The following is a 20,696-nucleotide window of genomic DNA, read 5'->3' as shown; positions in this document are numbered from 1 at the left end:
CTGAGGCGGCGGATTCACAGGTCCGTCGTACGTGTCACTCCTCGGTCTTGCCAGACGGAGGTGAGTGCCGTGACGGGATCGGGGTCGGCCGGTGCCGCGGGCCACCATTCGCCGTCGTCGTGGAGATAGGGGTACCAGCGGGCGTCGGGGCCCAGGCGCAGCTGGATGCCGTGGTCGCTGAGGGTGAGGCGGTTGCGCCAGGCCCTGAGGGCTATCGGGGCGGTGGTCATTTCGGTGAGGGCCTCGGTCAGGGCGGTGCGGGCGGCCGTCATCGCCGTCGGGTCGGGCGTGTGGGGGTGTTCGGCGACGGTGATGCCGGTGGGACCGCCGTGGCGCCAGGCGCGGGTGAGGCGGGCGAAGGCGGTGGGCTTGGCGCCGGTGTTCTGGATGAGGCGGTGGAACCACTCGGGTCCGGGGGCGTTCGCGGCGATGCGTACCGCGTCCTGGTGCTGGGTCAGGTGCAGGCCCGTGGTAGCGCCCGTGAGCAGCTGGGCGGCGCGTGCGGCGGCGTCGGCGATGAGGCGTTCGAGGTCCGTGGTGAACAGACCGGTTCCGGGTGGCGGGGCGGCGGGCAGCGCGGCGGTGTGGGGGGCCGGTTCGGGGAGTTCGGGAAGGCGTGGGGTGTGTTCGGTCAGGGCGGCCCAGGCCGCGTAGGCGCCGGCGGCCGGGAGGCCGGCCGGAGTCGGCGGGGTGCAGGTCGCCTGAGTGGCGGTACGGCGGGTGCGCAGCTGGGCGAGGACCTCCTCGCGGCTGCGGCCGCGCAGCGCGAAGAGCACGAACGGGTCGGTGTCGATGGTGGCGGCGATGGCGTAGCAGAGCGCGGCGGCGTGTTTGCAGGGGTAACCCCAGTCGGGGCAGGAGCATTCGGGGTCGAGTTCGGTGGGCTGAGGGAGCAGGGGTACGCCGGCCTCGCGGGCGTCGTCGACGAGTTCGGCGGGCATCTCGCCGTCGAGAAGCGCGGCGAGATGCCCGGACCGGGCCGCGATGGTGTCGAGGAGGGTGTCCCACCGGGCGTCGGTGAGGACGGACAGGTGGACGGCGGAGCGGTAGGGGCGGGGCCTGCTGCCCTGGACGGCGGCTTTGACCTGGCCGGGGGCGATGGTGACGGCGCCGACCATGCCCTGACGGGCGTAGGTGCGCCCGCGGGACAGGCGTCCGGAGTCCAGGGTGGAATCCTCCAGGGCCGTCACCCATGCCTGGCCCCACCAGGTCGCGGCGAAGGCGCGCCTGCCGCGGGCGGGCGCGCGGCGCGGGCCGGGGATGGAGGGGCTCATGGCTGCCTCCCCAGGGCGACGAGTCGGGCGAGATCGGCGTCGGAGAGTTCGGTCAGGGCGGCCTCACCGGAGCCGACCACGGCGTCGGCGAGGGCGCGCTTGGATTCGAGAAGCTTCGCCACCTTGTCCTCCACGGTCCCCTCCGCGAGAAGTTTGTGGACCTGGACGGGCTTGTCCTGGCCTATGCGGTAGGCGCGGTCGGTGGCCTGGTCCTCGACCGCGGGGTTCCACCAGCGGTCGTAGTGCACGACGTGAGTGGCACGGGTCAGGTTGAGGCCGGTGCCCGCGGCCTTCAGGGAGAGCAGGAACACCGGCACCTCGCCGTGCTGGAAGCGGTCCACCATCTCCTCACGCGCGGCGACGGGGGTGCCGCCGTGCAGGAAGAGAGTGGGGACGCCTCGTTCTGCGAGGTGCTTCTCCAGCAGGTTCGCCATCTGCTTGTACTGGGTGAAGACCAGCACCGATTCGCCTTCGGCGGTGATGGTGTCGATCAGTTCGTCGAGCAGCGCCAGTTTGCCGGAGCGGCCGTGCAGCGGTGTGGACTGGCGCAGGTACTGGGCGGGATGGTTGCAGATCTGCTTCAGCGCGGTGAGGAGCTTCAGGATCAGGCCGCGTCGGGCAATGCCCTCGGCTTCGGCGATCTTTGCCATGGTTTCGCGGACCACTGCCTCGTACAGGCTTGCCTGTTCGGTCGTCAGTGGGACGACGCGGTCAGTCTCGGTCTTGGCGGGCAGTTCGGGGGCGATGCCCGGGTCGGACTTCCTGCGGCGCAGCAGGAACGGGCGGACGAGCAGCGACAGCCGTTCGGCGGCCCGCGGGTCCTCGCCCGACTCGATCGCGCGGGCGTGGCGCTCGCGGAAGGCGGTGAGCGGGCCGAGGAGTCCGGGGGTGGTCCAGTCGAGGAGCGCCCACAGTTCGGAGAGGTTGTTCTCCACGGGGGTGCCGGTGAGAGCGACGCGGGCACGGGCGGGCAGGGCGCGCAGCTCGAGGGCGGTGACGGCGTAGGGGTTCTTGACGTGCTGGGCCTCGTCGGCGGCGATCAGCGACCAAGCGCGCTCGGCGAGGGTCTCCCGGTCGCGGCGCAGGACGCCGTAGGTGACCAGGACGATCTCGTCGTCGGCGAGGTCCTTCAGGTGGCGGTCGCCGCCGTGGTAACGGCGCACAGGGGTGGCCGGTGCGAACCTGGCTGCCTCGCGCTGCCAGTTGCCGAGCAGGGAGGCGGGGCAGACAACGAGCGTGGGGCCCGCGGTGGTGGGGTCGGTCTGGCGGTGCAGGTGCAGCGCGAGCAGCGTGATGGTCTTGCCCAGGCCCATGTCGTCGGCGAGACAGCCTCCGAGACCGAGCTCTGACATCTCGGCCAGCCAGGCGAGGCCCCGTTTCTGGTAGTCGCGCAGCGTGGCCTTCAGGGCGGCGGGCTGCGCGGCGGGGGTGCGGGATTCGGGGTCGCGGATACGGGCGACGAGGTCGCCGAGCGCCCCGGCCGCAGCGCAGCGAAAAGTCTCCCCGTCCCGCTCCATCTCGCCGGTCAGCGCGGCGCCCAGTGCCTCCATGGGGGTGAGCGGTTCCATCCGGCGGCGCCTTGCGCGGGCCACCAGCTTCGGGTCGGCGACCACCCACTGGTCACGCAACCGGACGAGGGGGCGGCGTGCCTCGGCGAGGGTGTCCATCTCGGTCTCGGTGAGCGGTTCGCCGCCCAGCGAGAGCTGCCAGCGGAAGTCGAGGAGGGTGTCGGCGTCGAGCATGCCGCCCGCGCTGGAGCCGGGCGCGGTGCGTTGCCCGATCTCCGCGGTCGCGGTGAGTGCCTTGACCAGCTCGCGCGGCCAGTGCACGTCGATACCGGCGGTGCGCAGCGTGTCAGTGGCGTCGCCCAGCAGGTCGAACGCCTCGTCGTCGGTCAGCCGCAGATGGTCCGGAGCAGCATCCCTGAGCAGCCGGTCGAGCGGTGGCCAGACGCGGGCACCGCGGCGCAGTGCAAGCAGTGTCTCGGTCTCGGCGCGCGGGCCGAGCAGGCGCTCGGTCTCGGCCGGCTCGCCCCACAGCTGTGCGGCCTCCACGACGAGCGCCGGATCCGCAGCGGTGTGCAGCTGGAGGACTGCGCGGAACTGCCGACGGCGTCCTTCTGGTACATCGACCCGCAGCGAGACCCTGACGTCGGCGGTGAACGCGGCGGCGGTCTCCTCGGCCCACTCGCGCAGGACGGGCACGGCGCGCGTCTCGCGCCAGGCGTACGGCAGCGCTCCCATCGCGAGTGCTGCGGCCGGAGTGCGGACCAGGTCGTCGGCGACCGCGTCGCAGAACTGGCGTACCAGCGCGGCCGGTTCGGTGATCCGCAGGGGGGCCGGGCCGGACTCGGTCAGGCAGTGGGCATGGGGCGGGAAGGCGGCGGCGAGGGCGGCCAGGGTCTGCCGCTGGGCGGCGCTGAAGGGGCCCGCCTGCCAGGTGTCGTAGCCGGCCGGGGTGAGGGCCGGGTGGAGGCGGCCGTCGGCGAGCAGCCGCAGCGCCAGCCGAGCGGCGGCCTGCCAGGCTGCGGCGGACGGATGCGGTGGTTGTGCACCGGCCAGGGCGGCCACGGCGACCGCGACGGGCAGGGCGTAGCCCTCCACCTGGCGCCGCCTGACCGAGCGGCCGTGCGGCAGCACCAGCTCCACCGACTCGGTCCCGAGGCCGGCGGACGGCCTGCCGTTCGCGGCGGCTGCCCCGACGGGCTGCCACAGCAGCAGCCGTCCCAAGCGGGCGGGCTCGCCCGGCAGGAACACCGCCGCCCAGCCGTCGTCGAGCATTTTCTTCGCGAAGTCGGCTGCCTCCGGCGCGGCGAGCGGCGGCGTCCTCCCTGTGCCGGTGCGCGGCTCTCGTACGACGACTCGTGCCACTCTCTTCCGCCCATCGTCTCCATGCGGTACCCACCGCGCCCCGCTGTTCACCCCGCACCTCACCCACCAACGGGTGCGGGCCCCGTCGTCACCGGCTCGAGCGCGCCTTGTTCGCCGCGGTACGCATACGTTTGGCGAGCTGCTTGTCGACGCCGCGCAGGGCCTCCCCCAGTTCGGCGAGTACCTGGGCGGTGGCCGGATGCCTCACTCGCCACAGGTCGTCCATCCGCTGTTGGGGCGTCTGCGATGCCGTGTTCCAGTTCTCCAGGAAGCCCTGGACCAGCTCCTCGTCCTCGTGAGCACCGGCGTGGAGCGACAGCCCGTCGATGAGCAGCCACAACCCGGCCTCCCTCGCCCGCGCCGATTCCACGTGCGCTTCTGCCTCAGGGCGTGTGCCCAGGGTCGCGGCGGCCACGTGGCGGCACCCCTCGACGTCGGAGTCCGCTGCCTTGCGCAGTACGCGCAATGCCCGGGGGTCGTCGAGGCCGGCCAGTACCAGCCGGGCCACGGCGCGCTTCGCCGCGGCATCGGGGCCGTCTCCCGCGCATGCGTCGAGCAGCCCCACCGCGGCGTCCGCCGCAGAGCGGTGATCCAGCCACCCTTCGACCTCCTGGCGCATCTCCTCGGGGGAGTAGCCCAGGAGCCCTTGGAGCAGAGCGCCGGCGTCGGCGTCGGCGTACTCACCGAGCAGCGGCGCCGGCACACCGCACTCCATCAGGTAGGCGCGGAGCCCGTACCGGCCAAGCGGGGTAAGCCGCATACGGTCCCCGCGTCTGTCGTCCCGCGGCCGGTCGGACGCCGTCGGCGAAGGTGAACTGCCCAGCTCCTGCCCGCCCATGGCGTTCAGGAGTGTACGCAGAACCTCCTCGGACGATACGTCGCCGTCACCGGGCTCGTACTCCACCGCGCCCAAATAGGCGAGCGCAACCCCCAGTTCCCGGAAGGACGCTGCGAACAGCGCCTGGAGGAGGTCGAACTCCGGCCCGATCTCGCCCGCCTCACGAGTCATCGCGCGCAGGTCGTCACCAGCCACCCAGACGTCGTCCGGGGCGTCGTACAGCAGCCCGACCAGTCCGTCGGCGATCTCGGCCGTCAGTTCACCCAGCTCACCGTGCCACCCGTCCAGCACCCCCGTCTCACCGATCTCCTCGAGCAGGTCGCCCACCGCGGCGGCCCAGAACTTCAGAACGTCCTCACCGGCGAAGGCGGTCGCCGCACCGCCCCACCCGCGGCCTCCGCTGATCGTGATCAATCCGCCGTCCACAGCCAGCCACCACGGATCATCGAGAACGGTCATGTCCTTGGCGCTGCGCAGCGATTTCAACGCACGGGCCCGCGCCACGGCATCGGCGTACGGCGAGCCGTCGCCGGCCAGCTTCCACAGCTCGAGCTCCTCGACGGCCTCACGGGCGAGTGCGGGGCGCAGTACCCGGCCGGCGGTGACCTGACGTCCCTCGCGGCACCAGGCGGCGAGCCGCAGCGCCGCGTCGAAGAGCGGGACACCCCGCACGGCAGCGACAAGGTCCTTCTGCGGAGCCAGGGTCACCGGGCGCAGCACAGGCAGGTCGTCGGCCGGTCCGTCGACTCCGGCATCGGCCGGGTCGCCCACCTGGCACTGCCCGCAGGTACACAACGCCACATCCTCGGCGGTCAGCCGACGGACGCCGCCGCGCCCGACCCGATCACGGGCCGGGGGCTTCGCCGCACGGGATGCCGCGACCGGCGTCAACTGGGCCAGCTGCGCGGTGATCCCGTCCCGGTCGAAGGCCGCCGGATCGTAACCGGCCGCCCGCAACTCGGCGACGAGTTCACCGTGCGGGCCGTCCCCGGCACCGTCCGGGGCTTGGAGGAGCTCCAGCACCTGGGCCAGTCCCCACACGCCGCCGATGTCCTCGGCCGGTACATCGGCGCGACGCCCGCCGACGCAGCGCACCGTCCGCTCCGCGCCGACCGGGCGCGGCAGCGTCTTCTCCAGCGTGATTCCGTGCTCCCAGTCATCGCCGAAGTCGTAGACGTAACGCAGCCGTGCTCCCGCCTCGGCCAGCACGTCGCCGAGTGCGGTGGCGTCCTCGTCCCCGACCCCGCGGCCGAAGCCGAGATCGATGTCGGTGAGTCGGGCCGTATCGCCGTACCCCCGGCCGAACTCGTCGGTGAAGAGGTGCAGATGGCCACCGTGCCATCCGAAGGCGACCTGGATGGCGTCGTGCAGCGTCCCGAGCGAGGCGTCGGACGGCAGCACGAGGCGCCGCCACAGGGGCGGTCTCGTGCCGTGAAGGACGATCTTCAGCTGGAGATCGGACGGGGCTGTCTTCCCGTCTCGCCGCATTTGCTGCTCCCACCGCACCCGGGGCGACTCGAACGGACCCATCATGACGCTCTCGGTGCGCCCTGCTCAAACCCGGTTGTGGCGGCGGCCGCCCTTTTGGGCACACACGGTCCCAACGCCGCGGGCAGGGATATCATGCGTCCTCGCGACCGTCCGCGGCGGCTCGGGAGCCCGTGGCCTACAGGCCACCGAGCGCGCACACGTGCCGAGCGAGACGACCACGCCGACAGCGTCAAGCCCCGACATCCCATGCGACCCTCGCAGACCCGGTCGCGAGGGGCGCTTCACATCCCCAAGGAGATTCGCCATGCCGGGGGTTCTTGATCGTTGCGGCACGACGTCGTCATGCCGTACGCGTATGGGGGCGAACTGACGCCCAGGGAGCAGGAGTAGCGGGAGCGAGTGCGCCTGGAGGCGGCGGACCGGGTCGCTCGTGGGGAGCAGAGCGAAGCCGTCGCGCGGGATCTTCGAGTGACGGCGCGGTCGTTGCGGCGTGCGTGGGAGCAAGGCGGTGCGCGCCCTGGTTGGGCCCCAGATACCTTTCTACACCGGGGAGTTGAGGGGGTCTGGTTGCTCCTCAAGCGGCACCGGGCGACTTCGCCGCAGCCGACTTGGCCCACCTGACCCGCGTGATCAGCCCCGCCACGTCGACAGCCCGGGCGCCGCACCACAGTGTGGCGCCCGGACCGAACTGGCCGTAGAGGTTCCTTGTTTGGGGGATGCTCTCAGCAACTGGGCGCCGTATCGATCCTGATGCCGGTGACGGTCAGCGCCGAAGGGAAGTAGACCCCCTGGTTCGGGGGAAGGCAGTAGTACCGGGTGCTGCCGCTGCTGTCGAGGTAGCGGAGATATGCACGATCGTCGTTGCGGCTGTTCCAGACGTAGTCGGCCCCTCGGCTCCTGGAGCCGAGGTTCTGGTAGTAGCTGGTGACATCCTGGAAAGCAGCGTTGGGCGCTCCGGCGTTCCAGTCGCTGCTGGTGAGGTAGAAGCAGACACGGGGCCAGACGCATCCGTTGTAGGTGTCAGCGGAGGCAGGCGGGGCCGCGACGGTCAGGGCGGCGGCGATGGCGGCGGTTGTCGCGCCGATGGCGGCGAGCTTTCTGGTTCCCTTCATGCTCGCGAGGCTGGCAGCGGAACATCCCACTCGTAAGAGAACTTTCGGTCAGCTCCTCGGGGCGAACTCATGGAGTCCGGTGATGTGATCGCGTCGTGGTCCATGATCAGACCAGTCGGCGGGAGAAAGCCGTCGATCAGGTGGTGCCCGGTACTGGATCTTCTTCGGCTTCCGCTTGATCACACGGGTCAGATGCCCACTCGGCCGCGGCGAAGTCGGCAGGTGCCACTTGAGCAGGGGCCGAGTCCCCTCTGCCTGGTTCAACTTCGGGGCGTGGGAGGGCATCTGGAAGATGCGTAACTCCCGATGCCGCTCGGTCCTGCTGAGAGGCGACGGGGGCTCCGACGCTCCGCCGCGTCAGCTCAGTACCGACACTGAAGGCTTCCCTTGCGGCGTACCTCGATCCCCGTGAGCTGGAGTTGTGTTTCAGGTCGGCTGACGCAGCAACGTGTCCATGGCCGTGCCCGTGCGCTGCATCCGGTGCCAGCGCAGCCGGCTGCCCAGCAGGGCGGTCACCACCGACTGGACGACCACCAGGTACATCAGCTGCCGGTAGACGACGATCTGCAGCGGCAGGGTCCAGAGCGGCTCGAACCTCTCCTTGTCGAGACGCAGGGCGAAGACCGCACAGACGACCTGGATCGCGGTAAAGCCGAGCCACACCGCTCCGGCGCGCGCGGCGCTCTGGAAGCAGAGCCCGTACACCGCGAAGACGTCGACCAGCGGGGCGAGCAGCGGCAGCAGCATCTGGAAGACGGTGAGGTACGTCAGCCCGCGGCGGCCGAACTTGCCGCCCGCGCCGCGCTCGACGAGCGCACGCCGGTGCTTCCACATCGCTTGGAGGGTGCCGTAGCACCAGCGGTAGCGCTGCTTCCACAGCTGCCTGACCGTCGAGGGTGCCTCGGTCCAGGCGATCGCCGACTCCTCGTAGACCACCCGCCAGCCCGCCCGGCACAACGCCATGGTGAGGTCGGTGTCCTCGGCGAGGGTGTCTTCGCTGACCCCTCCGACATCAGCGAGCGCCTGACGGCGGAAGGCTCCGATGGCGCCGGGGACGGTCGGCATGCATTCGAGGACGTCGTACATACGGCGGTCGAGGTTGAAGCCGATGACGTACTCCAGGTGCTGCCAACGGCCGAGGATGCCCTGCCGGTTGCCGACCTTGGTGTTGCCGCTGACCGCGCCGACGCGCGGGTCGGCGAGCGGCTGGATGAGCCGGCGGATGGCGTCCCGGTCGAAGACGGTGTCTCCGTCGATCATCACGACGATGTCGAAGTGGGCCCAGGACAGGCCGGTGTTGAGGGCGGCGGCCTTGCCCGCGTTGGGCTGTCGGATCACCATCACCCGCGCGTCCTTTGCCCGCACCGATTCGGCGATCTCGAAGGTGCGGTCGTTGGAGCCGTCGTCGACGACGATGATCTGCACGTACTCGTGCGTCGAGGCGAGCAGCGAGCGCAGGGTCGCCTCTATCCCCGCCTCCTCGTTGTACGCGGGGACGATCACCGTGACCGGGTCGGTGACCGGGGGCAGACGATTGCCCCGGCGGCGCTGCCTGCGGGTGCGGCGCACATGGACGCGGGCGACGGCGAACAGCAGCACCAGCCGGGCCACGGTGATCACGCCCGCGGCCGCCATGAGCCAGGTCATGCCGTCGGCGAAGGCCCGGGAGAAGGCCTGCGCCCACACCACGGCCCTGCCCTTCGCCTCGTTCCCCCCGTCGACCGGGTAGGTGACGCCGTTCATGCCGAGCCCGGCGCCGACGGTCGTGAAGTGCAGGCCCTTCACGGGTGGGTGGGCGAGCAGTCTCTCCGTCTCCGTCACGGCCGCGGGCGAGCCGGTGTATTGACGGACCGCTCCGCGTTTCAGGCTGCGGCCGGGCGCGTCGGCGGCCACCAGGACGTACCCGGCGTCGACGGCGCGCCTGCCCGCACTCCACTCGGCGGCGCACAGCGTGCCGACGGAGGCGGTGTGCGGCAGGCGCAGCAGGTGGGTGCCCAGGCCCGCGGCGCCCGCGAGGGTGTTCTGGGTCAGCGCGAGTTCGAGCCGGGCCCGCCAGGTGCCGGTCTGGGCGAGGTCGGCGTCGGTGTAGGTGTGCGAGCCGATCTGGTGACCCTCGTCGCGGATCCGCCGGACCAGGCCGGGGTGGGCCGCGATCTCGGTGCCGGTGAGGAAGAAGGTGGCCTTGGCGTGGTGCGCCGCGAGGACGTCGAGCAGCCGCGGGGTCCAGGAGGGATCGGGCCCGCCGTCGTAGGTCAGGGCGACCGTGCGGGCCGGGAGGTGCGCGCTGCGCAGTCTGCCGTCGGACTCGGTCAGCACGGGTCCGCCGGTGCGCACCGCCTCGGGGGCGGTGGCGCACTCCCGGGCGGACGCCGCGGTCGGCGCTATCTCGTGCCGCCCGTATCCGCCGAAGAGCAGCGCGGTAGCGGCCACGGCGAGCGTCAGCAGGAGCAGCAGCCAGTGGGCGCGGGGGTCGCGGCGGCGGGCGCGACGGTTGGGGGCGGGGCGGGAGGGCGGAGGCGTACGAAAGTCACGAGCGCCGTGGGAGCTCTGCGGCGGCTCGGCCGTACGAGATCCACGTGCTGTGACGAAGCCGTGCGGACCACCGGAGGAGCGAGGGGCGGGGGTGGTGCGCGCGGTGCGGGCCTGTCCCGCCGGACGGTTGGCTCGCGGTCGTGGGCTCACTTGGGTCCCTTGGTCGAACCCTGGCCCCTGCCCGGGTTGTCGCCGGCGTTCCCCCGGTCCGGCCCGGTCATGGTGGGCGCGGCCGTGGTCGAGGGCGCCGTGGAGGGTTCTTCGGTCTTGCCATCGCCGTCCGAGGAGCCGCTTGGTGTGGAACTCGGGGAGACGGACGCCTCGTCGGAGTCTCCGGAACCGGCGGAGGAGTCGGATGGTGTGCCGCCCGCGCCGGAGGACGAGTCGTCGGCGGACGACGAGGCGGGCGTGGGCTCCCCGGTCTTCGTGTCGTCCTTGCCCTGCACCCAGGGCAGCGGGTTGCCGGCCGGCCCGGAGTCGAAGAGCCCGGCCACGACCACGGCGATGAACAGGACACAGACCGCGCCCGCCGCGATCGCCGCCCGGCGTATCAGCCGCCCGCGCCTCCCCGACCCGTCGACGAACACCGAGCCGTCGTCCTCCTCGGGCCCGGTGTCCTCGTACGCGCCGTACTGCTCGTACGCGCCGTACTGCTCGTTCGCTCCGGCCGCAGCGACGTACACCGTGTGCTGCTCGTACACGCCGGGCCCGGGGCCGTGCGCGGGGCTCCCGTCCGCGGTCACGGGCGGCAGCTCCGCCGTCCGGTCGAACGCGTTCTGCCAGCCGTCGGCGACCGCCGGAACCCCGTACGCCCCGTAGGCGGGGGTCCTGGCGTACCGCGGCTGGTACACGGCTGGCAGGCCCTGAGGCTCGGCCATCGGCGGGTACCCGCCATGAACGTCGTACCCGCCGGTCGCGTTGTTCGCGGCATCAGTGCCGTATGCCCCATGTGCAGGCTCAGAGTGCGTGGACATGGCCGCGCAGTGTAGAGACGGGTGGGGTCCCTGGCACAACTACCGACCATAACCACCCAAACTCACGCGGCGGAAAACACGGCCCTTGACTCCCCCAGCTGTAGCACGGGGATGGTCCTGGACCAGGCCAGTGGTCCAGGACCATCCCCGTGCCCGCACGGCCCCGGCAACGGGCCGGCGCCCGGCTGGCCTCAGCACTTGGCCACGAAGACATGCGCGGCAGTCTGCGTGGGGAGTTCAGCGGCCTCCCCGCCGCTGCCGACCATCACGCCGCCGGGCATCGACGTCACGCTCACGACCATGCCGGGCTGCACCCCGGCGTACCGCAGGGTGTACATCAGCTGGGGGTCGGTCTGGATCAGCTCCCCGATGCGCCGTACGACAGCGCTCGCGCCGTTCGGCCCGGGCTCCAGGTCGCTGAGGCTGACCATGCTCTCGTCGATGAACGGCTCCACCGGGCTCTTCCCGCCGAGTTCCTCGAGGCCCGGGATCGGATTGCCGTAGGGCGACTGCGTCGGGTGCCGCAGCAGCTCCAGAAGGCGGCGTTCGACGGCCTCGCTCATCACGTGCTCCCAGCGGCAGGCTTCGGCGTGAACATGCTCCCACTCCAGCCCGATCACGTCGACGAGCAGGCACTCCGCGAGCCGGTGCTTGCGCATCACCCGCGTGGCGATCCGCCGTCCCTCCCTGGTCAGTTCCAGGTGCCGGTCGCCGGCGAGGTGCAGCAGACCGATGCGCTCCATGCGGGCGACGGTCTGGCTGACGGTGGGGCCGCTCTGGTCCAGGCGCTCGGCGATCCGGGCGCGGAAGGGGACCGCGCCTTCCTCCTCCAGCTCGAGGATGGTGCGGAGATACATCTCCGTGGTGTTGATGAGTGGGGACATGCTGTTGGTCAGGCGGGGGTTTCGGCGGTGGCGGTCAGGACCGCGCGGCCAAGGATGTGGCTGGCCATGGTGAAGCCGAGGACGGCCGGGGTGGCGTCGCCTGCAACGCCGATGGAGTCGACGTCGAGGGCGTGCACGACGATGAAGTAGCGGTGCGGGCCGTGCCCGGCCGGCGGGGCGGCGCCGATGAAGCGGGCTGCGCGGGCGTCGCCCGGCAGCTGGAAGGCGCCCTCGGGCAGGCCCGAGCCGGTGTCGTCGCCGGCGCCCTCGGGCAGCTCTGTGACGGTGGCGGGGATGTCGGCGACCGCCCAGTGCCAGAACCCGGACCCTGTGGGGGCGTCGGGGTCGTAGACGGTGACGGCGTAGCTCTTGGTGTCTTCCGGGGCGCCGCTCCAGGACAGCTGCGGGGAGACGTCCTTGCCGCCGGGGACGCCGAAGATGCCGGAGAACTGCTCGGGCGACCAGGCCGCGCCGTCGGTGACGGTGGTGCTGGTGACGGTGAAGGAGGCCGCCTCGGGGAGGCGGGCGAAGGGGTCGTTGGTGCTCATCGCGTCGTTTCCTTTCATGTCGTGCTGTGGGGTGGCGGTGATGCGGCCGATCGGAGGGCCCGCAGCGTCCCATCGCGCAGGTAGCGCCGACGCCGTGCATCCTCGGCCACTGGATCGACGATAGCATTAATAATCGATTATTTGCGGGATCGTCTATGATGCCGGCATGACCCAGACGGTTCACACCTCGACCTCGTCGGGGAAGCAGATGCTCTCCGAGCAGGTTTACGCACATCTGCGGGACGCGATCATGCGCGGGGACTACGCGCCCGGCGACGCCCTCAAGCCACAGGACCTGGCCAAGGAACAGGGCGTGAGCCTGGCCGTCGTGCGTGAGGCGCTCGTGCGGGTGGTCGGCGAGGGCCTCGCCGACCGGCTGCCCAACCGCGGCTTCGCCGTCCCGGCCTTCTCCGACCGCCGTTGGCAGGAGATCGCGGAGGCCCGCCGGACCATCGAACCGGTCGTGCTGCGCATGTCCATCGAGCGCGGCGATGTCGACTGGGAGGCCCGGGTACGAGCCGCCCATCACCGTCTGGCCCGGACCCCGGCATACGCGCCGGAGCAGGGCGCGTACTACAGCGGCGCATGGTCAGAGGCCCACCGGGTCTTCCACCGCACCCTGCTGGAGGGTTGCGGCAACCCTGTCCTGCTGGAGACGTTCGACCGGATGTGGACCGCGAGCGAGCTGGCCCGCCGCTGGTCGGCGTACCGCGCCCCCGACCGGGACCACGTTGGCGAGCACCGCCGGCTGGAGGAGGCTGCGCTGGCCCGCGACGCCGGCACCGCGGCCGGGGTGCTGGCCCGGCACCTCACCCTGACCGCGGCCGGACTGGCTGGCTGCACTGACCACGAACCCGCGCAGGAAGCCTGATCGCCTCGCCATGACCCGGTGAGTGCCGACTCGTCGGTTTCGACGCCGGAGCCCTCCGGCAGCCGGGAGTCGGCGCGGGCCGGCCACCCGACCGGACGCCCCTTGTGAAACACGGACAGCATCTTGGGGACACCAGATCACCGGGCCTGGTGTGTGGCGCGGGACGTGAGGTGTTCCCAGTTGCGGTGCGCGATGTCGGCCTTCTGCTCGTCGGTGAAGGGGGCGTCCTCGAGGAAGGACCGGGCGACGCCGGCGCTGGTGTCCACGAAGGGGAAGCCACGGGGGCGGAACCCGTAGGTGAAGGGGTAGTCAGTGGAGTACAGCATCCGTTCGGTCCCCACGACTTCGGCTGTCCAGCGGAAGTAGCGGGGACTGACGGTGCCGCTGCCGGCGACCCAGAAGTTCTGCTTGAAGTAGTCGGCGAGCGGGCGAGCCAGGCCACCGGCGTCGGCGAAGAATCCGGTGTGGTCGAGATAGAAGAGCACAATCTCTCCCCAGTGTCCGGCGATCACCTGGAGATCGGGGTACCGGTCGAAGACGCCGGAGAAGATCATCCGCAGGTACTGCACGCCCAGGTCGTAGTACCAGCCGATCGCAGGCCCTGCCAGCGCAGTCCCGATGGGACCGATGTTCGAGTAGTAGGCGTCCCTCACCGCCTGCACAGGCATCTGCGGGTGGAAGTGGAGGGGGACCTGCAGCCGCTCCGCAGCGGCGTACAGCTCGTCGTAGTCGGGGTCGTCGGCGAGCTTGGATCCGGTGCGCCCGTAGAGCATGGCGCCCGGGAAGCCCAGCTCGGTGACCGCCCGCTCCAGCTCCGCAGCCGCCGCCGACGGCGACTGCGTCGGGATCGCTGCGAACGCCCGGAACCTGTCGGGGTTGCCGGCCGCAATCTCCGCGAGCTGATCGTTGGTGTCGCGGGCCACGGCGACCGCATCCGCATCAGGCAGGTTCTGCACACCCGGTGTCGAGATCGACAGCACCGCCACGTCGACTCCCTGGTCGTCCATGTGCGCAAGCCTCATCTCCGCGGTGTCGCGCAGTCGCTGGGCGACGGGGCTGTCGCCGAACCCCAGATTCGGCAGCTCCGGCACCCCGGACCGCGACCACGCCTCCATGATCGCGGGCACGACGACGTGCTCTTCCAATGCAATGATCCGCAACCTGTCGGACATGCGATGCTCCTCAACGATCCGTTTCCAATGGAATCATTGAGAAGGTATCACTGATACTAACGACGGAACCAGTCGCGCGGTATCATTGGTACATGTCACCACGTCCACTGAGCGGGAGCAGCGCAGCCGACGCTGCGGCAGTCGGTCGCGAACAGACCCGGCAGCGGGTCATCGAGGCCGCCATCGACCTGCTGACGCGCGGGGGTCGCGACGCGGTCACCACCCGCGCGGTCGCTGAGGGCGCAGGCCTGCAGCCGCCGGCCATCTACCGGCTGTTCGGCGACAAGGACGGACTGCTCGACGCGGTGGCCGAGCACGGCTTCGCCACGTTTCTCGCCACCAAACACGTCGACCCCGACCCGCGGGACCCGATTGAGGACCTCAGAGCCGGCTGGAACGTCGCGGTCGAGTTCGGTCTGGCCAATCCCGCGCTGTACACACTGATGTACAGCGAACCCACGAGGGCCACATCGGCTGCCTTCAAGGCCGGCATGGAGATCCTGATGGGCCGTGTAAGGCGTCTCGCCGCCGGCGGCTGGCTCCGGGTCGACGAGGAACTCGCGGCCCAGATCATCCATGCCACGGCGCGCGGCGCAGTGCTCACCTGGCTGTCCCTGCCCGAGGACCGGCGCAGCCCGGCCCTCTTGACCACTCTGCGGGAGGCCATGGTCGCGGCAGTCACCAACCAGCAGCCGGCCGTGCAAGACGCGGGCCCGGCAGGCGCCGCGCGCGCCTTGCACGCCGCACTGCCCGAACAGACGACCCTCAGCGGTGCGGAGCAGTATCTACTGAGGGAGTGGCTGGACCGCCTTGCCGCCGACGGTTGAGGTGCCGGCGGCTCGTGCGTTCTCGCTGGGGGCGAGGCGGCCAGGCGCACAGCCGTCACCCGCCAGGTCAGCAGCCGACGAGCCGCGACGTGTTGACCCTCAGCGGCGTTGAGCACGGCCGCACCCGCGTGAACGCAGTGTCGCCGGCCCCTTCACACCCCCAGGCTGTCGTCATGTGCGGCATGGGCGAGGCGACCACGCCGCGCCTCGGTGCCGATCCGGCACAAGTCGCCCAAGCGGTCGCGCTCCCCGTCAGTGACCGAGCCGGCAACGTCACGGGCGCTGCCGTCACCGCTGGTTGAGGCCCCGCGATCTGACCCGCGGCGGGCGAGATCTGCCGGGCTGACGAAGGAGCGGGCAGGCCGTGGAGTCCACGCCCTCGCCTTGACCAAACGCCGGGAGCCATCGGCGACCTCCGACTCGGCCTGCACCGAGCCGGCCCACGGCACACCCCGACGAATCATCGATAACAACTTCCTGTTGTCGTTGACTACGATCACTGTTATCGTCGATTACATGGATACGAGATCAGCGCTAATCGAGGCGACGGCGGAGCTGCTCGCACACTCCCCCGGTGGCGACGTGTCGACTCGCGCGATCAGCGAGGCCGCCGGTGTCCAGCAGCCCGTGCTGTACCGGCTGTTCGGCGACAAGAACGGGCTGCTCAGAGCCACGGTCGACCATGTCTGGGATCAGTACCTGGGCAGCAAGAGGGCCGCCGAGAAGTCCGAGGACCCGTTGCAGGACCTGCGGGCGGGATGGGACAGCCACACTGCGTTCGCGCTGGCACACCCCAACGCCTACAAGCTGATGTTCTCCTCGGCGCTGGGCCCAGAGCCCGAGGCCGCGGAGGAGGCCATGCGCATCCTGCGTGAGGTCCTCGAGCGGCTCGCCAAGCAGGGGCGCCTGCGTGTCACACCGGATGTGGGCGCACGCATGGTCATGTCGGCAAACACCGGTGTCGCCCTCGCCCTGATCACGCGTCCCGCGCTGTACCCGGACCTGGCCCTGTCCGTCATGGTCCGCGATGCGATCCACCGGGCGATCCTCCTCGCCCCGGCAGCAGACACCGCAACACAGGCGGCAGACGCCGCAGCGCAGGACGCACGGGTGGCAGCAGCCACGACGCTGCTGTCGTTCGTGGACGAGTTGACGCCGCGGCCCTTCACGCCTGCCGAGTCCGCGCTGCTCGAGCAGTGGCTGGCCCAGATCGCAGGCTCCGGCCGGACGAGCTGACTTGCCTCAGCTCGCGGCGCTGGTCAAGCACGCCCGACATCAGGGCGCCCCCTCACACTCCCCCACCTGAATTCACCGAAGGAACACATCATGAACGACAACGTGACCCGCGTCGCCCTCGTCACCGGCGGCTCCGGCGGCATCGGCAGGGCGGTCGCAGAGCGCCTGGCGTCGGACGGCATAGCCGTCGGCGTGCACTACGCAGGTAACAAGGCCAAGGCCGAGGAGACGGTCGCCGCCATCGCCTCGTCCGGTGGCAGGGCCGTGGCGGTGGGTGGTGACGTCGCCGACGAGCACGCGATGTCCGCCGCGTTCGACGCGGTGGAGCGGGAGTTCGGCGGCATCGACGTCGTGGTCAACACTGCCGGGATCATGATCCTTTCGCCCATCGCGACGCTGGACCTCGACGACCTCGACCGCATGCATCGCACCAACATCCGCGGCACCTTCGTCGTCTCCCAACAGGCGGCCCGGCGCGTCCGCGGGGGCGGCGCGGTCATCAACTTCTCAACGTCCGTCACCCGCCTGCAGTTCCCGGCCTACGGCGCCTACGTGGCAAGCAAGGGCGCGGTCGAGGCCATGACGCTCGTACTGGCCCGGGAACTGCGCGGCAAGGACATCACCGTCAACGCCGTTGCACCCGGCCCCACCGCCACTCCGCTCTTCCTCGAGGGCAAGGACGAGAAGACGATCGACAACCTGTCCAAGGCGGCACCGCTCGAACGCCTCGGCACCCCGCAGGACATCGCCGAAACGGTGGCCTTTCTCGCCGGCCCGGCCCGGTGGATCAACGGTCAGGTCCTCTACGCCAACGGCGGCATCGCCTGATCGCAACGCCCGCAACCGGCCGCAGCTGTCAACTGCGTCGGCTGGACCCGGTCGTCCAGAAACCCCAGGAGATACGTGTCATGAGCAACATCGTCGTCATCACCGGTGCCTCCAGCGGATTCGGCGCCCTCACCGCCCGCGCTCTCGCGGACGCCGGGCACACCGTGTACGCCGGAATGCGCCAGACCACGACCCGCAACGCCCCACAGGTCGAAGCCGCTTGCGTCTACAGCAAGGAACACGATGTCGACCTGCGCTCCATCGAACTCGACGTCACCTCGCAGGAGTCCGTCGACACCGCGATCAGCCAGATCCTCGACGAGCACGGCCGTATCGATGTCCTGATCCACAACGCCGGCCACATGGTCACCGGCCCCACCGAGGCTTTCACTCCCGAGCAGCTGGCCGACCTGTACGACGTGAACGTGCTGTCGACGCAGCGCGTCAACCGTGCCGCCCTGCCCAGCATGCGTCAGGCGGGCCGAGGCCTGGTGCTCTGGGTGTCCAGCACCAGTGTCAAGGGCGGCACCCCGCCCTACCTGGCACCGTACTTCGCCGCCAAGGCCGCGATGGACTCCCTCGCCGTCAGCTACGCGGCCGAACTGGCCCGCTGGGGAGTCGAGACATCCATCGTGGTCCCGGGTGCGTTCACGAGCGGCACCAACCACTTCACCCACTCCGGTCGTCCGTCCGACCACGATGTCGAAGCGGAGTACGAGACCAGGTACGCCGGCCTGGTCGGTCAGGTGGGTGAGAAGCTCGCCGCGCTGGCCCCGGAAGGTGCCGAGGCGTCCCTCGTCTCCGACGAGATCACCCGCATCGTCGCGCTGCCGGCCGGGCAGCGCCCGTATCGGGTCACCATCGACCCGATCGACGACGGTTCCGAAGAAGTCTCGGACGTCGCCGACCGGATCCGGCGCGAGTTCCTGACCCGCGTCGGCCTCGCCGATCTGCTCACGGTGTGCCGGGCGAACAGTTGACGCAGACAGTCTCCGCGTGGGGCGACCGGGACTCTCCCGGTCGCCCCACGCCATCTCCCCCCACTCCTCTGCGCGCCGGCCGCGCACGGCCTGCACGTCGTACAGCACGAAAGTGAACTTTGATGCGTCTGCCACGACTTCTGCTCGCCGGGATGCTGTTGTCCATCGCGGTTTTCCTGCTCTCGGCCCTCTTCGCACCACCCGCCTCCCGCTCGGTGGGCGCGGCTTCGGTGGCTGTGTTCGTACCTCTCTGGTACTGCCTGTCGGCGCTGAACGCAGGGCTCGGCATGGCCTCCGGCATCCGAGTCGCCGACCGGATCGTCGACTTCGGGGTCATGTTCTCCTTGCCGGTCCTGGCAAGCCTGGTGATGTGGTGGGTGAGCGAGAGTGAGTGGGAGGGCGGTCCCGTCCTCACGACGGGCCGCACTCCGGTGATGCTTACGGCCGGCATCCTGCTCTGGGCAGCCGTGACCCTCCTGGTCGCGGTGCTGGCTCCGGGTGTCGCGGACCGGGCGAGGAGCCGGGGCGCGACCGCCGCCTTCCTTCCTCTGTGGTCGCTCGTGTGCGGCGCCAATGCGCTGCTCGGTGTGTTCGCCGCCGGCTACACCTGGCGGGAAGAGTTGCTCATCATGGTCGCGAACCTGTCACTTCCCACCGCGGTCGCCCTGCTTGCGCCCTGGGCGCTCAAGCACAGGCGGAACGGAGACGTGGCCGAGTACGGGGCGGAAAGCCGGGAGCCGGCAGCCTGAAACAGGCTGCCGGCTGGATCGGACGGTGGGTCACGCGCGTACGTGAAAGGGACGGCGGGGTCACGCCCGCACATGAGCCGGAGGACGGAACCGTGTCAGGACGCCCGGAGCCGCTCCGATCGCCGCCCGCGGGGCACCAGGAAGACGACGACCGCCCCGATCAGCGCCGGTGTGACGAGAGTGTAGAAGCCGGCCTTGGCATCGGAGTTCACGCCGATCAGGAAGGTCAGGTAGCTGGGACCGAGGAGGGAGCCGAAGCGTCCGACCCCGAGAGTGAATCCGAGGGCGGTGCCACGTATCCGATGGGGGTAGTAACGGGCCACGTAGGAGTTGATGACGTTCTGTGCGCCCAGAATGCTCGCGCCGGCCACGGCAACCGCGGCCAGGAGCGCGGTGTGCCCTTCGGCGGTGGTCAGAGCCCGCAGGGCCACCATGGCGCAGAGGAACAGGCAGACGACGCAGATCTTCGCGGGGATCCAGTCGGCGAGCATGGAGAACAGCAGCGTTCCGGCGACGGCTCCGCAGTTGAACACGAGGACGAGTTCGAGGGTGGAGTCGACGTCGTATCCCGCATCGGTCATCAGGGAGGGCAGCCAGGAGCTCGCCCCGTAGATCAGCAGCAGCCCGATGAAGGAGGCAAGGGAGAACAGGATGCTCGCCGCCAGCCAGCCGGGCTCGAACAGGGCCCACCACTCGTTCGAGACCACCTGGGTGTTCCGGCGCGTGGCCCGGTCGGGAAGGGACGCCTCCTCAGGCGCCACAGCCGGAATCAGACTCCAGCAGGCCGGCAGCAGCAGGATGGGCAGGACCCCGACCAGGAACAACCACTGGAACTCCATGCCCGGCAGGAAGCCGCGACCGGCACTCGCCGCCGCCACTCCCCCGAGAGGGATGGCCGACAGTGCCATGCCGCAGTACAGCGAACGCCGCCCCACCCGGGCCCAGTCCACGACAACGGCACAGACGAGCGGGGCCAGCGCCCCCAGGCCGATGCCCAGCAGGAAACGGGTGACTCCGAAGGCCAGCAAGCCGGTGACCAGTCCCGCGGCCAGCATGCAGCCCGAGATCCATGCGACGCAGATCGCGATCGGAGTCCTGCGGCCGTAGACGTCGCCCATCCGGCCGACGCCGAAGGCGCCGATCGCCTCGCCCAGCGCGGTGAAGCTGGCCAGCGTGCCCAAGGTGCCTGGTGTGACATCCCAGGTGGGGTGGTTCAGCAGCGACGGTGCAACGGTCTGCAGGGCGTACAGGTCGTAGCCGTAGGCGAAGAAGACAAGCATGCCCAGCAGCAGGACGGTGCGTGCCCGCCAGCGGCTGCGTCGCACCGACTCGCTGCCGGCCTGGGTGTGCGTTGCGGATGGTGTCATATCGACCTTCGGATTCGGGCTGAGGAGGTGGCGGCCTCGGGGGCGTGTGCGGGCGCCTGTGTTGACGACGTTGAAAGGCCGGGCAGCAGAACCGGAGTTTGTGCGCGGGAGATTTCGATGACCGGTGGAAGCAGGGGTCCTGA

At 70.6% G+C, this 20,696-nt stretch carries 16 protein-coding genes and 1 pseudogene; 7 read left to right on the top strand and 10 right to left on the bottom strand.

Translation table 11 applies throughout. The features are described from left to right. Positions 1–14: 14 nt before the first annotated feature. From F7R91_RS28790 to F7R91_RS28780, 3 genes are all read right to left on the bottom strand, one after another. A complete protein-coding gene (locus F7R91_RS28790; RefSeq protein WP_150953161.1) occupies positions 15–1,274 on the bottom strand; it encodes an SWIM zinc finger family protein in 1,260 nt (419 codons plus the stop codon). After that, positions 1,271–4,054: a DEAD/DEAH box helicase gene (locus tag F7R91_RS28785; protein ID WP_150953337.1), complete on the bottom strand. Its 2,784-nt coding sequence runs from the start codon at positions 4,052–4,054 to the stop codon at positions 1,271–1,273. The genes F7R91_RS28790 and F7R91_RS28785 overlap by 4 nt, the downstream gene beginning before the upstream one ends. A gap of 178 nt (positions 4,055–4,232) precedes the next feature. Beyond that, on the bottom strand, positions 4,233–6,470 hold the full coding sequence (locus F7R91_RS28780) for a plasmid pRiA4b ORF-3 family protein (protein ID WP_191971670.1): 2,238 nt from the start codon (positions 6,468–6,470) through the stop codon (positions 4,233–4,235). Between the two features lie 402 nt (positions 6,471–6,872). Between F7R91_RS28780 and F7R91_RS44525 the strand changes: the two are divergent. Continuing rightward, positions 6,873–6,986 (top strand): annotated as a pseudogene (locus F7R91_RS44525) (IS630 family transposase); the annotation flags it as partial. Between the two features lie 209 nt (positions 6,987–7,195). Here the strand turns inward: F7R91_RS44525 and F7R91_RS28775 are convergent. From F7R91_RS28775 to F7R91_RS28755, 5 genes are all read right to left on the bottom strand, one after another. After that, the gene (locus tag F7R91_RS28775) at positions 7,196–7,585 is read right to left on the bottom strand and encodes a hypothetical protein (RefSeq protein WP_150953155.1); all 390 of its coding nucleotides are present in this window, start codon (positions 7,583–7,585) and stop codon (positions 7,196–7,198) included. A 426-nt stretch (positions 7,586–8,011) separates the two neighbouring features. Further along, positions 8,012–10,267: a bifunctional polysaccharide deacetylase/glycosyltransferase family 2 protein gene (locus F7R91_RS28770; protein WP_225320826.1), complete on the bottom strand. Its 2,256-nt coding sequence runs from the start codon at positions 10,265–10,267 to the stop codon at positions 8,012–8,014. Further along, a complete protein-coding gene (locus F7R91_RS28765; RefSeq protein WP_150953152.1) occupies positions 10,264–11,091 on the bottom strand; it encodes a hypothetical protein in 828 nt (275 codons plus the stop codon). Before F7R91_RS28765 ends, F7R91_RS28770 begins: the two co-directional genes overlap by 4 nt. A gap of 191 nt (positions 11,092–11,282) precedes the next feature. Beyond that, the gene (locus F7R91_RS28760; protein WP_150953149.1) at positions 11,283–11,975 is read right to left on the bottom strand and encodes a metal-dependent transcriptional regulator; all 693 of its coding nucleotides are present in this window, start codon (positions 11,973–11,975) and stop codon (positions 11,283–11,285) included. A gap of 8 nt (positions 11,976–11,983) precedes the next feature. Then, positions 11,984–12,523 carry a YbhB/YbcL family Raf kinase inhibitor-like protein gene (locus tag F7R91_RS28755; protein ID WP_150953146.1) on the bottom strand — a complete coding sequence of 180 codons (540 nt, stop codon included), beginning with the start codon at positions 12,521–12,523 and terminating at the stop codon, positions 11,984–11,986. A gap of 166 nt (positions 12,524–12,689) precedes the next feature. Here F7R91_RS28755 and F7R91_RS28750 point away from each other — a divergent pair, with 166 nt between their 5' ends. Further along, positions 12,690–13,394, top strand: coding sequence for a GntR family transcriptional regulator (locus F7R91_RS28750; RefSeq protein ID WP_150953143.1), 705 nt, complete (start codon positions 12,690–12,692; stop codon positions 13,392–13,394). Between the two features lie 137 nt (positions 13,395–13,531). On the opposite strand, the gene F7R91_RS28745 is transcribed toward F7R91_RS28750, so the two are convergent. Continuing rightward, a complete protein-coding gene (locus F7R91_RS28745) occupies positions 13,532–14,566 on the bottom strand; it encodes an amidohydrolase family protein (protein ID WP_150953141.1) in 1,035 nt (344 codons plus the stop codon). 92 nt (positions 14,567–14,658) lie between these two features. On the opposite strand from F7R91_RS28745, the gene F7R91_RS28740 reads away from it, so the two are divergent. The 5 genes from F7R91_RS28740 to F7R91_RS28720 all read left to right on the top strand — a co-directional run bounded on the left by F7R91_RS28740 (position 14,659) and on the right by F7R91_RS28720 (position 19,186). After that, positions 14,659–15,393: a TetR/AcrR family transcriptional regulator gene (locus F7R91_RS28740; RefSeq protein ID WP_150953138.1), complete on the top strand. Its 735-nt coding sequence runs from the start codon at positions 14,659–14,661 to the stop codon at positions 15,391–15,393. Between the two features lie 516 nt (positions 15,394–15,909). After that, complete coding sequence (locus F7R91_RS28735; protein WP_150953135.1) at positions 15,910–16,629, top strand: TetR/AcrR family transcriptional regulator; 720 nt, start codon at positions 15,910–15,912, stop codon at positions 16,627–16,629. Between the two features lie 90 nt (positions 16,630–16,719). Next, positions 16,720–17,457, top strand: coding sequence for an SDR family oxidoreductase (locus F7R91_RS28730; RefSeq protein WP_150953132.1), 738 nt, complete (start codon positions 16,720–16,722; stop codon positions 17,455–17,457). 80 nt (positions 17,458–17,537) lie between these two features. Continuing rightward, on the top strand, positions 17,538–18,437 hold the full coding sequence (locus F7R91_RS28725; protein ID WP_150953128.1) for an SDR family oxidoreductase: 900 nt from the start codon (positions 17,538–17,540) through the stop codon (positions 18,435–18,437). A 122-nt stretch (positions 18,438–18,559) separates the two neighbouring features. Next, on the top strand, positions 18,560–19,186 hold the full coding sequence (locus F7R91_RS28720) for a hypothetical protein (RefSeq protein WP_150953125.1): 627 nt from the start codon (positions 18,560–18,562) through the stop codon (positions 19,184–19,186). 95 nt (positions 19,187–19,281) lie between these two features. On the opposite strand, the gene F7R91_RS28715 is transcribed toward F7R91_RS28720, so the two are convergent. Next, positions 19,282–20,553, bottom strand: a complete 1,272-nt coding sequence (locus F7R91_RS28715) for an MFS transporter (RefSeq protein ID WP_150953122.1) — start codon at positions 20,551–20,553, stop codon at positions 19,282–19,284. Between the last annotated feature and the right edge of the window lie 143 nt (positions 20,554–20,696).

Source organism: Streptomyces luteolifulvus (assembly GCF_008806595.1).
GTDB classification, from domain to species: Bacteria; Actinomycetota; Actinomycetes; order Streptomycetales; family Streptomycetaceae; genus Streptomyces; species Streptomyces luteolifulvus.
Note: the sequence above shows the minus strand (reverse complement) of the source record. Positions and strands in the feature narration are given on the sequence as shown.

What these genes read in the sequence shown, in the direction of transcription:
- F7R91_RS28715 (WP_150953122.1), bottom strand. Translation starts at nt 20,553, where the DNA reads ATGACACCATCCGCAACGCACACCCAGGCCGGCAGCGAGTCGGTGCGA.
- F7R91_RS28760 (WP_150953149.1), bottom strand. Translation starts at nt 11,975, where the DNA reads ATGTCCCCACTCATCAACACCACGGAGATGTATCTCCGCACCATCCTC.
- F7R91_RS28740 (WP_150953138.1), top strand. Translation starts at nt 14,659, where the DNA reads ATGTCACCACGTCCACTGAGCGGGAGCAGCGCAGCCGACGCTGCGGCA.
- F7R91_RS28785 (WP_150953337.1), bottom strand. Translation starts at nt 4,054, where the DNA reads ATGCTCGACGACGGCTGGGCGGCGGTGTTCCTGCCGGGCGAGCCCGCC.
- F7R91_RS28730 (WP_150953132.1), top strand. Translation starts at nt 16,720, where the DNA reads ATGAACGACAACGTGACCCGCGTCGCCCTCGTCACCGGCGGCTCCGGC.
- F7R91_RS28755 (WP_150953146.1), bottom strand. Translation starts at nt 12,523, where the DNA reads ATGAGCACCAACGACCCCTTCGCCCGCCTCCCCGAGGCGGCCTCCTTC.
- F7R91_RS28790 (WP_150953161.1), bottom strand. Translation starts at nt 1,274, where the DNA reads ATGAGCCCCTCCATCCCCGGCCCGCGCCGCGCGCCCGCCCGCGGCAGG.
- F7R91_RS28780 (WP_191971670.1), bottom strand. Translation starts at nt 6,470, where the DNA reads ATGCGGCGAGACGGGAAGACAGCCCCGTCCGATCTCCAGCTGAAGATC.
- F7R91_RS28775 (WP_150953155.1), bottom strand. Translation starts at nt 7,585, where the DNA reads ATGAAGGGAACCAGAAAGCTCGCCGCCATCGGCGCGACAACCGCCGCC.
- F7R91_RS28720 (WP_150953125.1), top strand. Translation starts at nt 18,560, where the DNA reads ATGCGTCTGCCACGACTTCTGCTCGCCGGGATGCTGTTGTCCATCGCG.
- F7R91_RS28745 (WP_150953141.1), bottom strand. Translation starts at nt 14,566, where the DNA reads ATGTCCGACAGGTTGCGGATCATTGCATTGGAAGAGCACGTCGTCGTG.
- F7R91_RS28735 (WP_150953135.1), top strand. Translation starts at nt 15,910, where the DNA reads ATGGATACGAGATCAGCGCTAATCGAGGCGACGGCGGAGCTGCTCGCA.
- F7R91_RS28765 (WP_150953152.1), bottom strand. Translation starts at nt 11,091, where the DNA reads ATGTCCACGCACTCTGAGCCTGCACATGGGGCATACGGCACTGATGCC.
- F7R91_RS28750 (WP_150953143.1), top strand. Translation starts at nt 12,690, where the DNA reads ATGACCCAGACGGTTCACACCTCGACCTCGTCGGGGAAGCAGATGCTC.
- F7R91_RS28725 (WP_150953128.1), top strand. Translation starts at nt 17,538, where the DNA reads ATGAGCAACATCGTCGTCATCACCGGTGCCTCCAGCGGATTCGGCGCC.